Annotated in this window: 8 protein-coding genes and 1 tRNA gene; 7 read left to right on the top strand and 2 right to left on the bottom strand. The window is 52.6% G+C overall.

From position 1 onward, the window contains the following. Positions 1–45: 45 nt before the first annotated feature. From gyrA to J7445_RS03450, 4 genes are all read left to right on the top strand, one after another. A complete protein-coding gene (gene gyrA / locus J7445_RS03465; RefSeq protein WP_209283142.1) occupies positions 46–2,811 on the top strand; it encodes a DNA gyrase subunit A in 2,766 nt (921 codons plus the stop codon). 88 nt (positions 2,812–2,899) lie between these two features. After that, a complete protein-coding gene (locus J7445_RS03460) occupies positions 2,900–4,177 on the top strand; it encodes an O-acetylhomoserine aminocarboxypropyltransferase/cysteine synthase family protein (protein ID WP_209283141.1) in 1,278 nt (425 codons plus the stop codon). Between the two features lie 502 nt (positions 4,178–4,679). Beyond that, positions 4,680–8,321 carry an exodeoxyribonuclease V subunit beta gene (gene recB / locus J7445_RS03455; RefSeq protein WP_070655734.1) on the top strand — a complete coding sequence of 1,214 codons (3,642 nt, stop codon included), beginning with the start codon at positions 4,680–4,682 and terminating at the stop codon, positions 8,319–8,321. A 365-nt stretch (positions 8,322–8,686) separates the two neighbouring features. Continuing rightward, positions 8,687–9,694, top strand: coding sequence for an IS5 family transposase (locus tag J7445_RS03450; RefSeq protein WP_209283140.1), 1,008 nt, complete (start codon positions 8,687–8,689; stop codon positions 9,692–9,694). Between the two features lie 268 nt (positions 9,695–9,962). Here the strand turns inward: J7445_RS03450 and J7445_RS03445 are convergent. After that, positions 9,963–10,038 (bottom strand) — tRNA-Glu (locus tag J7445_RS03445). A 155-nt stretch (positions 10,039–10,193) separates the two neighbouring features. On the opposite strand from J7445_RS03445, the gene J7445_RS03440 reads away from it, so the two are divergent. The 3 genes from J7445_RS03440 to dcd all read left to right on the top strand — a co-directional run bounded on the left by J7445_RS03440 (position 10,194) and on the right by dcd (position 12,210). Continuing rightward, positions 10,194–11,093 carry a recombination-associated protein RdgC gene (locus J7445_RS03440; RefSeq protein WP_019270945.1) on the top strand — a complete coding sequence of 300 codons (900 nt, stop codon included), beginning with the start codon at positions 10,194–10,196 and terminating at the stop codon, positions 11,091–11,093. Between the two features lie 62 nt (positions 11,094–11,155). Next, positions 11,156–11,572, top strand: coding sequence for an MORN repeat-containing protein (locus tag J7445_RS03435; RefSeq protein ID WP_029609798.1), 417 nt, complete (start codon positions 11,156–11,158; stop codon positions 11,570–11,572). A gap of 71 nt (positions 11,573–11,643) precedes the next feature. After that, on the top strand, positions 11,644–12,210 hold the full coding sequence (gene dcd, locus J7445_RS03430; protein WP_003741335.1) for a dCTP deaminase: 567 nt from the start codon (positions 11,644–11,646) through the stop codon (positions 12,208–12,210). Between the two features lie 137 nt (positions 12,211–12,347). Here the strand turns inward: dcd and J7445_RS03425 are convergent, their stop codons facing one another. Continuing rightward, positions 12,348–14,570 (bottom strand): TonB-dependent receptor, encoded by a 2,223-nt coding sequence (locus J7445_RS03425; RefSeq protein WP_209283139.1) that lies wholly within the window; start codon positions 14,568–14,570, stop codon positions 12,348–12,350. Positions 14,571–14,771: the final 201 nt, after the last annotated feature.

The following is a 14,771-nucleotide window of genomic DNA, read 5'->3' as shown; positions in this document are numbered from 1 at the left end:
TGCTAAAATTCGAGCTAATTTTTGCCATACGAAATAAAGAAAACCATGACCGACGCAACTATACGCAACGACCATAAATTCGCACTCGAAACCCTGCCCGTCAGCCTTGAAGACGAAATGCGCAAAAGCTATCTCGATTACGCCATGAGCGTGATTGTCGGCCGCGCGCTGCCCGATGTGCGTGACGGTTTGAAGCCGGTGCACCGCCGCGTGCTTTACGCCATGCACGAGCTGAAAAACAACTGGAACGCCGCCTACAAAAAATCGGCGCGTATCGTCGGCGACGTCATCGGTAAATACCATCCGCACGGCGATTTCGCGGTTTACGGCACCATCGTGCGCATGGCGCAGGATTTCTCGATGCGCTACGTCTTAATCGACGGTCAGGGCAACTTCGGTTCGGTTGACGGCGACGGCGCCGCGGCGATGCGTTATACCGAAATCCGCATGGCGAAAATCGCCCATGAAATGCTGGCGGATATCGAAGAAGAAACCGTCAATTTCGGCCCAAACTACGACGGCAGCGAACACGAGCCGCTGGTGTTGCCGACCCGCTTCCCCGCGCTTTTGGTCAACGGCTCGTCCGGTATCGCCGTCGGTATGGCGACCAACATCCCGCCGCACAACCTCACCGACACTATCAACGCCTGTCTGCGTCTTTTGGACGAACCCGAAACCGAAATCGACGAATTGATCAACATCCTGCAAGCCCCCGATTTCCCGACCGGCGCAACCATCTACGGCTTGAGCGGCGTGCGCGAAGGCTATAAAACCGGCCGCGGCCGCGTCGTCATGCGCGGTAAAACCCATATCGAACCCATAGGCAAAAACGGCGAACGCGAAGCCATCATCATCGACGAAATCCCGTATCAGGTGAACAAAGCCAAGCTGGTGGAAAAAATCGGCGAACTGGTGCGCGAAAAAACGTTGGAAGGCGTATCCGACCTGCGCGACGAATCCGACAAATCCGGTATGCGCGTCGTTATCGAATTGAAACGCAACGAAAACGCCGAAGTCGTTTTAAACCAACTCTACAAACTCACCCAGCTTCAAGACAGCTTCGGCATCAACATGGTTGCCTTGGTTGACGGTCAGCCGCGCCTGTTGAACCTGAAACAGATTTTGGCGGAATTCCTACGCCACCGTCGCGAAGTCGTTACCCGCCGCACCCTGTTCCGCCTGAAAAAAGCGCGTCATGAAGGCCACATCGCCGAAGGTAAAGCCGTCGCCCTGTCCAATATCGACGAGATGATTCGGTTGATTAAAGAATCCGCCGATGCGCCCGAAGCCAAAGAAAAACTGCTCTCCCGCGCATGGCGCAGCGATTTGGTGGAAGACATGCTGAGCCGTACCGACCTCGACCTGCGCATGGCGCGTCCCGAAGGCCTGCCCGCCAACCTCGGCTTACAAGAACAAGGCTATTATCTGAGCGAAATCCAGGCCGACGCCATCCTGCGCATGAGCCTGCGCAACCTGACCGGCCTCGACCAAGAAGAAATCGTCGGCGACTACAAAAACATCATGGCAAAAATCATCGACTTTTTGGACATTTTGGCGAAACCTGAACGCATCACCCAAATCATCCGCGAAGAATTGGAAGAAACCAAAACCAATTTCGGCGACGAGCGCCGCAGCGAAATCAACCCGTTCGGCGGCGACATTGCCGATGAAGACCTGATTCCGCAACGCGAAATGGTCGTTACCCTGACCCACGGCGGCTATATCAAAACCCAGCCGACCACCGACTATCAGGCGCAGCGTCGCGGCGGACGCGGCAAACAGGCGGCGGCCACCAAAGATGAAGACTTCATCGAAACCCTGTTCGTTGCGAACACGCATGACTATTTGATGTGTTTCACCAACCTCGGCAAGTGCCACTGGATTAAGGTTTACAAGCTGCCCGAAGGCGGACGCAACAGCCGCGGCCGCCCGATTAACAACGTCATCCAGTTGGAAGAAGGCGAAAAAGTCAGCGCCATCCTCGCCGTGCGCGAGTTCCCCGAAGACCAATACGTCTTCTTCGCCACCGCACAAGGCATGGTGAAAAAAGTCCAGCTTTCAGCCTTTAAAAACGTCCGCAGCCAAGGCATCAAAGCCATCGCGCTCAAAGAAGGCGACTACCTCGTCGGCGCCGCGCAAACCAGCGGCTCGGACGACATCATGCTGTTCTCCAACTTGGGCAAAGCCATCCGTTTCAACGAATACTGGGAAAAATCCGGTAACGACGAAGCAGAAGATGCCGATATCGAAACCGAAATTTCAGACGACCTCGAAGACGAAACCGCTGACAACGAAAATGCCCTGCCAAGCGGCAAACACGGCGTGCGTCCGTCCGGTCGCGGCAGCGGTGGCCTGCGCGGTATGCGCCTGCCTGCCGACGGCAAAATCGTCAGCCTGATTACCTTTGCACCAGAAGCCGCACAAAGCGATTTGCAAGTGCTGACCGCCACCGCCAACGGTTACGGCAAACGTACCCCGATTGCCGATTACAGCCGCAAAAACAAAGGCGGACAAGGCAATATCGCCATCAACACCGGCGAGCGCAACGGCGATTTGGTCGCCGCAACCTTGGTTGGCGAAACCGACGACCTGATGCTGATTACCAGTGGCGGCGTCCTCATCCGCACCAAAGTCGAACAAATCCGCGAAACCGGCCGCGCCGCAGCAGGCGTGCGCCTGATTAATCTGGACGAAGGCGAGCAACTGGTCAGCCTCGAGCGGGTAGCGGAAGAGCCGGAAGACGCGTCAGCTTCAGATGAAGAAAACACTACCGAGTCAAACGTAACGACAGAAGACAATACACCGCAATAAAGCAAGAAACAGGCCGTCTGAAAAACAATCTACGTTTTTTCAGACGGCCTCTATTTATTAACGTTTAATTCACTACAAGGATATTCATATGAAACGGGAAACTATCGCCTTGCACGCAGGCTATCAATCCGATCCGACCACCAAATCCGCTGCCGTCCCGATTTACCAAACCACTTCCTACACTTTCGACAACACGCAGCATGGCGCAGACCTGTTTAACCTTGATGTTGCGGGCAATATCTACACCCGCATCATGAATCCGACCACCGCCGTTTTGGAAGAACGTGTCGCCCGTTTGGAAGGAGGCATTGCCGCATTGGCTGTTGCCAGCGGTATGGCGGCAATTACCTATGCCGTTCAAACATTGGTTGAAGCAGGCGACAACATCATCGCAACCAAAACCCTCTACGGCGGCACATACAATTTCTTTGCCCACAGCCTGCCGCGCCAAGGCATAGAAGTGCGCTTTATCGATCCTGCCAAACCCGAAGAAATCGCCGCCAATACCGACAGCCGAACCAAACTGGTGTATTGCGAATCCATCGGCAATCCCGCCATCAATGTCGTCGATATTCAGGCATTTGCCCAAGCCTCACACGCTCAAGGGCTGCCACTGATGGTGGACAACACCGTCGCTACGCCCACGCTGTTCCGCCCCATCGAACACGGTGCCGACATCGTTATCCAATCCTTGACCAAATATATCGGCGGCCACGGCACAACGATTGGCGGTGCCATTATCGACGGCGGCAAATTCGAATGGGCAGGCAATCCGCGTTTTGACCGAACCTTCAACCAGCCGGACCCGTCTTACCACGGAGTAAACTACTGCGAGCATTTTGGTGCGGCCGCCTACATCGCCCGCGCCCGCGTCGTCCCGCTGCGCAATACCGGTGCCGCCCTATCGCCGCACAGCGCATTTTTACTGCTGCAAGGTTTGGAAACCCTCGCCCTGCGTATGGAGCGTCATTGTGAAAACGCCTTGAAAGTAGCCGAATTCTTAAAGAAACACCCGCAGGTCGAATGGGTAAACTATCCTGCCTTGCCTGACAGCCCGTACAAAAACTTAATCGACCGCGACTACGGCGGCAAAGCCTCCGGTTTGCTGAGTTTCGGCATTAAAGGCGGACGCGAAGCGGGTACAAAATTCATCGACGCACTGCAACTCTTCCTGCGCTTAGTGAATATCGGCGATGCCAAATCGCTTGCCACCCATCCCGCCACCACTACCCACCGCCAGCTTGACGATACCGAACTTGCCGCAGCGGGTGTCAGTCCCGATATGGTACGCCTGAGCGTGGGCATCGAGCATATCGATGATTTGCTTGCCGACTTGGCGCAGGCATTGGAAGCGGCACGGGTATAGGTAAATAACCACCGTACTCAGATGAAAAAAGCCTCTGCTTAAAAAGGTCGTCTGAAAATCATTTCTCCGTTTAGGAAAATACTTGTCTTCAGACGACCTTTTTTTTTCAATTCCAATGTTATGCTCCAATACCAAGCATTTTGGTATCGTATACACAGAATATAGTGGATTAACAAAAATCAGGACAAGGCGACGAAGCCGCAGACAGTACAGATAGTACGGAACCGATTCACTTGGTGCTTCAGCACCTTAGAGAATCGTTCTCTTTGAGCTAAGGCGAGGCAACGCCGTACTGGTTTAAAGTTAATCCACTATAAAATTACCTGATGATAAGACAGAACAATATTGTCCGTCTCGGCAAGTCGGACAACAAATCCAACAACGCTTCGGCAATAGCGAAAAATATAGCCGATTTAAACGGTGAAGATTGGGAACCAATCTAAAGCGCAAGAGCAAAATTATCTCTGTATCCTGTTATTCCTTAACTCATTCTCCTTTTACCATGCCTGCCAACGCCCCCATTCCAGCCTTCGATCCTTTAAGCATCGCCATATCAGGCACCAATCTGATTGAAGCCTCTGCCGGTACGGGCAAAACCTACGGCATTGCAGCGTTGTTCACGCGCTTGGTCGTGCTTGAGCAGATGCCGGTCGAAAGCATTTTGACCGTTACTTTTACCAAAGCGGCGACGGCGGAATTGAAAACCCGTTTGCGCGCGCGTTTGGACGAAGTATTGCAGGCTTTGGAAAGCGTGGAAGATACAGACAATCTTTCAGACGACCTCGAAACATACTGCCGAGATAATCATCTGGGTGATGTGTTTTTGACCGGCTTGCTCAAACAGGCATTGGCTCAAGAAAGTCGGGCGCGACTGATTGTCCGCCTCAAAGCCGCCATCGGACAATTTGACAACGCCGCGATTTATACCATTCACGGTTTCTGTCAACGCATTTTGCGCGATTATGCGTTTTTGTGCCGCGCGCCTATGGATGTCGAGTTGACCGAAGACAACCGTGACCGCCTGCTGATTCCTGCCCAAGATTTTTGGCGCGACCGCATCGTCAATGATCCCATTCTAGCGAAGCTGGTATTTGAACACCGCCAAACGCCGCAAACCATGCTGGCGGCAATACAAAAGTTCGTCAGCCGTCCGTATTTGGTTTTCAGACGACCTGAAACAGACTTAGTCGCCGCGCAGGAAAACTTTCGGAAAACATGGGAAAAAGTACGTTCCAAACTGGATGCTTTGGAAGAAACATTCTGGCGCATTCGTCCGATATTGGATAGCAACTCATATCGTGAAAAAACATTCAAAACCGTCTTTCTCGAACTCCAATCCGCCGCCCAATCCGATGCCCTTCCTTCTTTTGGCAAAACGACGTCAGAAAAGCTGCCCATGTTTGCCGTAGAAGCTTTAGCGTCCAAAGTCAAAAAAGGCAATACGCCCGATGCTGCCGCCTTTGCCGATTTGCAGATATTGGCGAATCTCGGCGCAGATTCGGCTGCCATTGCGCAAGCCGAAGAAGAGACGCTTACCCTGCTCCACCTCGACCTGCTCGACCATCTTAATGCCAGCCTGAGCGAACAGAAAAAATCCAAGCGCGAACGTGGTTTCGACGATTTGCTGCTGGATGTTTACGACGCATTGACCGACAACCCGCAGGCAGACTCGCTGGCTCAGGCGGTGGCGCAGAACTGGCGCATCGCCTTGATTGACGAATTTCAAGACACCGACCCGCTGCAATACGAGATTTTCCGAAAAATCTTCATCAGCCAAAACAAGCCTTTATTCCTAGTCGGCGACCCCAAGCAAGCAATTTACAGCTTTCGCGGCGCCGACATTTACGCCTATCTGCAAGCCGCAGCCGACGCACAACACAGCTACACACTGGCGACCAATTACCGCAGCCATGCCAAGCTGATTAACGGCATAGGCGCATTGTTCCGCTGCAAAAACCGCCCTTTCGTCTTGGACGGCATCGACTATACCGAAGTCGGCGCCGCACGTTCCGAAAGTCGGCTTTCGCCGCCCCGCACCGCCATACAGATACGCTGGCTAAACGGCAAAGACGACGAAGTGCTCAACAAAGACATCTTGCGCCGCCGTGCATCCGAATATTGCGCCGACGAAATTGCCCACACGCTCAACGAAGCTGCCGAAGGTCGTCTGAAATTCAAAGACAGACCGGTCGTTTCGGGCGACATTGCCGTCTTGGTCAGGACGTTTAACGAAGGAGTGATGGTAGCAAAATCGTTGAAAACGCGCGGCATACAAAGCGTTTTGCTCTCAAGGGAATCGGTTTTCACCACGCCTGAAGCCCTCGCCCTTGCCGCGCTGTTGGATTACTGGCTAAATCCCGGACAAATCGGCTCGTTACGCTTCGTCTTATCCGGCACATTGTTCGGCTACGACGCGCAAGCCCTGTATCAACTCAACCGCAACGAAGCCGAATTATTAAACTGGATAAACACCGCCGCCGAATCCGTCGCCATTTGGCGGAAAAGCGGGATTTATGCCGCGTTGCAATACTTCTCCTCGTTGCACGGCATCGAAACCGGACTGCTTGCACGTGGCGACGAGCGCGGCCTCACCAATTTCCATCAGCTTTTAGAATGCCTCTCCGAAGAAGAAGGACAAAGCCTCAGCCCCGCCGCCCTGCACCAATGGCTCAACGACCAAATCAGTCTGGCGCAAGACCGTTCCGTCGGCGAATCAGGGCTTTTACGGCTTGAAAGCGACGAAGCACTGGTCAAAATCGTGACCATGCATGCCTCCAAAGGTTTGCAATATCCTTTGGTCTATTGCCCTTTCGTTTGGGACGCGAAAGACATGAAGCCCGCCGATTGGCAAATCCTCCACTCCGCCGCCCACACCACGGAACTGCTTGCCAAAACGCAACTTAACGATGAAGACCGCATCCACCTTGCCGACGAAGAAATGGCAGAACGCCTGCGCCTGCTTTACGTTGCGCTGACCCGCGCCGAAGAGCAGCTCGTCCTCTATGCCGCCCATTGCGGCGATACCGCCGATTCCCCTTTCGCCTACCTGCTTGAAGGCAGCGCCGACAGCAATCGGGCGGATACCCGCCAAGCCTATGACCAAGAGCGCAAAGCAAACAAAGCCCTAGGCGAGCTACAAATGCTGAAAAACAACTGGCTGCGTTTCCTCAACAATCCCCCCGAACATACCGACTTCAGCTTTTCCGAAGACGCGCCGCAACCCGCTGCCGCGCAAAACCGCCAACTTTCAGACGACCTCTATCAAGCCGCCGTTATCCCCGCCCGCGGATTTCAGTTTATCCGACATACCAGCTTTACCGGCCTCAGCCGCCAAGTCAAAACCCGAGACGACGAGCGCGAAGAATTACAACCCGCCCTCGACCCCGCAGAAACCGCCGCCGAAACAGAAAGGTCGTCTGAAAACACCCTCCCCGTTTCAGACGACCTCCCAAATGCCGACATTCACCATTTCCCGCGCGGCGCCAACGCCGGCGTCTGTCTGCATGAAATGTTGGAAAAATTCGACTTTGCCCAAAGCGCCGAAAACCAAAGCAACCTGATAGCCGAAACCTTGACCCGCTACGGCTTCGACCTACTCTGGACAGATGCCGTCAAACAAATGCTCGACACCTGCCGTAAAACGCGCCTTTCTGCACAAAGCCTGTCTGAAATCCCACCCGAACGCCGCCTTCCTGAAATGGGATTCACCCTCTACACCGAAGACTTTAAACTCCATGACCTGCGCCGCTGGTTTGCCCGCGAAAACAGTTCACTGCCGCCGGAATGTATCGAAGCCGCAGAAAGATTGGATTTCCAAGATGTACAAGGCTTTCTCAACGGCTTCATCGACATGGTCTGCCAAGATTCAGACGACCTCGTGTGCATCATCGATTACAAATCCAACCATCTGGGCGACAACGCCGAAGCTTATACGCAACAAGCCATGAACGAAGCCGTAGCAGACCACCACTACTACCTGCAAGCGCTCATCTACGCCATCGCCGTAGCCCGCTATTTCAAACTGCGCGGCAAACCGTTACCCAAAATCGCCATCCGATACCTCTTCCTGCGCGGATTGGACGGCACGGACAACGGCATCTGGCAATGGGACTTGGATACCGAATCTTTGGCACAATGGCTGTAAATCGAAGCACAAAGGTCGTCTGAAAATGTTCAAAAACATTGTGAAATGCAAAGCAGACGGCTATCTGTAGAAATCAACAGTGTTGTTTACACTTTTGGCTTTTGCTTGAAGACCCGTTTGAGCAGCTATCCGGCATTGTCAAGAATGTCGATAGACACGGGAAACCCGCTCTGTTCTTGATAATGCCGGATAGCTGCCTAAGAATCATTCAAGCAAAAACAAAAGCTGTCCGCCGTAGAAAAAGTGTAAACAACGCGACGATTTCCTACATGATTATTCGTTGCTAAGAACTCAGATGAGCGGAGACCTTTGCAAAATTCCCCAAAATCCCCTAAATTCCCACCAAGACATTTAGGGGATTTCCCATGAGCACCTTCTTTCAGCAAACCGCACAAGCCATGATTGCCAAACACATTGACCGCTTCCCACTATTGAAGTTGGATCAGGTGATTGATTGGCAACTGATCGAGCAATACCTGAATCGTCAAAGAACCCGTTACGTCCGAGACCACCGCGGCCGTCCCGCCTATTCCCTGTTGTCCATGTTCAAAGCCGTCCTGCTCGGACAATGGCACAGCCTCTCCGATCCCGAACTCGAACACAGCCTCATCATCCGCATCGATTTCAACCTGTTTTGCCGCTTTGACGAACTGAGCATCCCCGATTACAGCACCTTATGCCGCTACCGCAACTGGCTGGCGCAAGACAACACCCTGTCCGAATTGCTGGAACTGATTAACTGCCAACTGACTGAAAAAGGCCTAAAAATAGAGAAAGCATCCGCCGCCGTCATTGACGCCACCATTATTCAAACCGCCGGCAGCAAACAGCGTCAGGCCATAGAAGTCGATGAAGAAGGACAAGTCAGCGGCCAAACCACACCGAGTAAGGATAAAGATGCCCGCTGGACAAATAAAAACGGCCTCTACAAACTCGGTTACAAACAACATACCCGTACCGATGAGGAAGGCTATATCGAGAAACTGCACATCACCCCCGCCAATACCCATGAGTGCAACCACCTGTCGCCTTTGCTGGAAGGTATAGCCGAAGGTACGACCGTCTATGCCGACAAAGGCTACGACAGTGCGGAAAACCGGCAACATCTGAAAGAGCATCAGTTGTTAAACGGCATTATGCGCAAAGTCCACCGCAACCGTCCGCTGACGGAAGCGCAAACCAAACGTAACCGGTATTTGTCGAAGACCCGTTATGTGGTCGAACAGAGCTTTGGTACGTTGCACCGTAAATTCCGCTACGCCCGGGCAGCCTATTTTGGGCTGATTAAAGTGAGTGCGCAAAGCCATCTGAAGGCGATGTGTTTGAACCTGTTGAAAGCGGCTAACAGGCTAAGTGTGCCTGTTGCCGCCTAAAAGGCGGCCCGGATGCCTGATTATCAGGTATCCGGGGAGGATTAAGGGGGTATTTGGGTAAAATCAGGAGCAATTAGTGGCAGAAACAGCCGAAAACCTGTGTTTGGGTTTCGGCTGTCGGGGGAAGGGCTTTTTTGCAAAGGTCTCTAAATATGTAGAAAATGCCCTGCTAAAATGACTGCATGAAACAGCCAACACCCAACCCCATCCATTCCCAAAGATAAAAAATAAACCCTTACTATTCTCTAGTAAAGGTTTATTGAAAATCTGGCACGCCCACGGGGATTCGAACCCCGGTTGCCGCCGTGAAAGGGCAGTGTCCTAGGCCTCTAGACGATGGGCGCGTAACCGAGTTGCGAACTATACATAAGCGTTAAAACGCTGTCAACGGGTTAGGCGTTTTTTATGGTCAAACTGGTTTCAGACAACCCTTCTGCTCCTTATCTTTGTATCGGCTTTGCCTGTATAATGTCGCTTTTAATGAAAAGGAAAACAAACCATGTGGTTCAAGCAGATCAGTTTTTATCCGCTCAACAAAGAAAAGCTGCCCGAAGCGGACGTACTTGCCGACAAACTTGCAGAGGCTGAATTTACCCGCTGCCAAGGTTTGGACTGGTCCAGCGAAGGTTTTGCCGCACCGGTTTCGTTCTCTCCCGAACTCGTTTTCCCTGCCGACTTTACTTTGCGCGTCGCCCTGAAAAAAGAAGAAAAAGTCCTGCCTGCCGGCGTCATCCGCGATATTTTGGAAGAAAAGATTGCGGAAATCCAAAACAATGAAGCCCGCAATGTCGGCCGCAAGGAAAAACAAGAGCTTAAAGAACAAATTACAGACGATCTGCTGCCCCGCGCATTTACCCGCAGCAGCCGCACTGAAGCAGTGTTCAACACCCGCCACGGCTATCTGCTCGTCAACAATGCGGCTTCCACCAAAGCGGAAAACATCCTGACCAAGCTGCGCGAAGCCTTGGGCGGTTTGGAAGCCTCGCTGCCGAATACCAAGCAATCGCCCTCTTCCCTGATGACCGAATGGCTGTTGCGAGGGCATTGCGAAGGCGGTTTTGAATTGGACAGCGATTGCGAACTCAAAGGCGTGGGCGATGTTGTTCCCGTCGTCAAAGTATCCAAACAAGATTTGACCGCCGATGAAGTGGTTCAACACGTCAAAAACGGCAAAACCGTGACCCAGCTCGGCTTGGTGTGGCGCGAACAAATCGCTTTCATCCTCACGCAAGACTTCACGCTCAAGCGCATCCAATACCTCGACGTATTGCAGGAAGAAGCCGAGAGCAACGGCGACGATGCCGCCAGCCTTGCCTTCGCCGCACAAATCCTGATGGCGGAATCCGTCAGCACCATGTTGGAAGAGCTGGTTTCCTATTTGGGCGGCTGGCAAGACTAATTTTTCAGACGACCTTTGTACGATAAAAGGTCGTCTGAAACCTAAATCCAATGGACAACCTTATGTTTAAACACTTCGCATTCCTGCCGCTTGCCATTATGCTTACCCTCCCCGCCTCAGCCGCCGTCCTGACTTCCTATCAGGAACCGGGCTGCACCTACGACGGCGATGTCGGCAAAGACGGCAAACCCGCCGGCAAAGGCACATGGCGCTGCCAAGACGGACGCAGCTACACCGGCGCGTTTAAAAACGGCAAATTCGACGGACAAGGCGTTTACACCGTCGCCTTCAACCGCGAAACCTTCATCGAGCCGTTCAATTCCAACAGCACCAAGTTCCGCAACATGGTACTGTCAGGCACGTTCAAAAAAGGCCTGGCACACGGCAAATTCACCGCTTCGCAAAACGGCGAACCCGTCTTCATCATGAAATGCGAAAACGGCATCATTAAAGAAGTGAACCTGCCCAAAACCAAATAACCCCGTCCCGCATTTTCAGACGACCTCCCCGCAGACGTCGTCTGAAAACCGCAAGAAACAAGGAAAAAATTATGAGCATCAAGTCCGACAAATGGATACGCCGCATGAGCGAAGAATTCGGCATGATCGACCCCTTCGAGCCGAACCAAATCAAAGAAGCCAACGGACAGCGCATCATCTCCTACGGCACGTCCAGCTACGGCTACGACATCCGCTGCGCCAACGAATTTAAAATTTTCACCAACATCAACAGCACCATCGTCGACCCCAAAAACTTCGACCCGAAAAACTTCGTTACCGTCGAAGACGACTGCTGCATCATCCCGCCCAATTCCTTCGCACTGGCGCGCACGGTCGAATACTTCCGCATCCCGCGCAACGTCCTAACCGTCTGCTTGGGCAAATCCACCTACGCCCGCTGCGGCATCATCGTCAACGTCACCCCGTTCGAGCCGGAATGGGAAGGCTATGTTACCCTCGAGTTTTCCAACACCACCCCCCTGCCCGCCAAAATCTACGCTGGCGAAGGCGTGGCACAAGTCCTCTTTTTTGAGAGCGACGAAATCTGCGAAACTTCCTACAAAGACCGCAACGGCAAATACATGGGGCAAACCGGCGTTACCCTGCCGAAAACCTGATGATTGGATAAGCCAGCAAAATATAGCGCGTTTCATTTTGCCGCACATAAAATGCAGACACGATACAAAAAGGTCGTCTGAAACCTGATTGGGGATTTTCAGACGACCTTCATCTTTGCCGGTTGGCCTGTTCGATATTAGAAATCCAATTCCGCTTTCAGCCAGTAGGTACGCGGCATGCCGACGACGGCGAAGCTGCGGTCGTATTGGCCGCGCTGTACCTGCCAGTAGTTTTTGTTGAACAGGTTTTCTACCGAGCTGCTGACGGTCAAGGTGTTTTTGCCCAGCTTGGTTTTGTAGCGCGCGCCTACATCAACCAAGGTATAGGACGGGAAAGCGTATTGTTTTTGCGTATCTTGGTAAGACTTGCCGAAGTACGAAACGTTGCCGTTTAAAGTCAAGCCTTTGGCAAACGGGGTGTCCCATTCCACGCCTGCTTTGGCAATCACGCGCGGGTTGGCGACTTGTACGCCGTTAACCAAATTGTCAGCGAAATTCGGATAATCTTTTACGGTTGATTGCAGATACATCAGACCGAAAGTCGGACGCAGGGTTTTGTTCAACAAGTTGGCATAGGTATTGAACTCGATACCGCGGCTGCGCTCCATGCCTTGCTCCGAACCGCTATAAGCCAAGCCTGCATTTTTGCGCGCTGCGAAATCAGTACCTGAAGTCGTGTTGCCACGCCAGTAGCCAGGGCGTTTGATTTGGAACGCGTTTAAAGTGGTTACAAAGTCGCCCCAGTTTTTGCGTACGCCGACTTCAAATTGGCGGCTGACGCGCGGATCTGCCATCGTGACATGACCGTCATCATCGGTACGGATGTCGGACGGCTCCAAATCTTCCATATAGTTTCCGTAAACTACCAAATCAGGCTGCGGAACCCATGCCGCCATCAACATCGGGCTGAAACGGCTCGCATCCGCTTTGCGGCCGTTTAATTTGTTTTTCTGCTCGACGGCTTGGAAACGTCCGCCCAAAGTGAGGCGGTATTTGTTGTCGACAAAACCCAGCGTGTCAGATACCGCCAAACTATTTACTTTGATCACGGTATCCACTGAAGGCGTTGCACTCCATGCCGTTCCTAAGTTGGAATCCAATTTTGCCAATTGAGTTGGAATATCAAGGCTCGGATCGATAACGCTGCTTCGTGTTTGACGTGCACCTTGATAAGTGGTGCGTTTGCGGTCGATACGGTCAAATGCGGCACTCCAGTTGTGACTTACCGGACCGGTTTCAAATTCGCCACGTGCAGTCAGATTCATACTGAGCGTTTTGAAACGCTGGTCGGTCAAACGTGCGCGACCTGAATTGTAGGTTAAACCGCTGCTCGTAACGGTCGGAGAGGCGAAATTACCATAATAGCGCGCATTGTTGTAGCCGATACCGCCTGTAATTTGGGCATTTTCAAACGCATCCCATTCGAAGGTCAGCATATTGGTCTGACCGCGCGTGTTTTGAGCCTGCCAGCTCGGCGCCAGATTCACTTTGCCTTCAGGCGCGTCAAACAAGCGGCCGCTGGCGTTTTGAATATCCTGCATACGCGCGCGGCCGCCGTTGGTTTTGCGTTTCGCGTAGATGGAATCGAACGCCACGCGCAGTTTTTCGCCGCGGTAGTCGGCATTCAAGGCAAATTCTTTGTTGTCTTCACTGTAACCGTGGCGCGGGGTATCGCCGTGGCGCAGCTTGCCGTTGGCACGCACGCCGAATTCTTTGTTTTCGCCGAAGCGTTGACCCAAGTCGAATGTGCCTTGAGCACGGTTGTTGCTGAACCAGCCCAAACCGATTTTACGGTTGCCTTCATCTGCAGCTTTTTTGGTCTCGATATTGACGGAACCGGATACCGCGCCTTCAGGGTCCATGCCGTTTACGGCGGTGGACGCGCCTTTAATCAGTTGTGCGGAGCCGACTTGCACGCTGGCTGTGCCTTGCGTGCCGTACATGCCCGCCAAACCGTTGACGCTGAATTGGCGCGCATCAAGCTGATAACCGCGGAAATACAGGCCGGTCAATGTGTTGCTTTCGCCGCCGAACTGCCAAACGGAAGCGTCTTTTTTCGCTACGGCATCCACCAAAGTACGCGCTTCGGTGTTGTTAAGGGCTTGTTCGTCGTAGTTGACGACGGTAATCGGCGCGGTAAAGGCATTAGCTTTGCCCAATACGCCCAAATTTACGCGGTCGCGCAAGTCGCCGTCGCTGGCGATGGAGTAAGAGCGGGCGGCTTTGACGCGTTTGGCGTCGGCGCGGACATTGACTTCCTGCAACTGCTGTTGCATAGGGGCTTCGGGTGTCGCTTCATCGGCGGCATAAGAAAACGCGCTCATAATCAAAAGCGGCATCAGGGCTAATTTGCTATTCATAGATTCCTTCTATCTTTGAGGTGGGTTATTTTTATTGCAATAAGCGTTAAAAATCACAAAGTAATTTTGCTGCGGAATTATATTTGATAACATTCTGCCTTTCTATAAAAAGTGATGCTAACTATTTGTAAAAACAAAAATACAACATCAATCAAAACTTTATCCATAGTAATTGTAAATTATTTTATTAAGCGGAGAATC

The sequence above is a fragment of the Neisseria sicca genome (genome assembly GCF_017753665.1).
Lineage (GTDB): Bacteria > Pseudomonadota > Gammaproteobacteria > Burkholderiales > Neisseriaceae > Neisseria > Neisseria flava.
The sequence above is the reverse complement of the archived record's forward strand: the minus strand, read 5'-3'. Positions and strand labels throughout refer to the sequence as shown.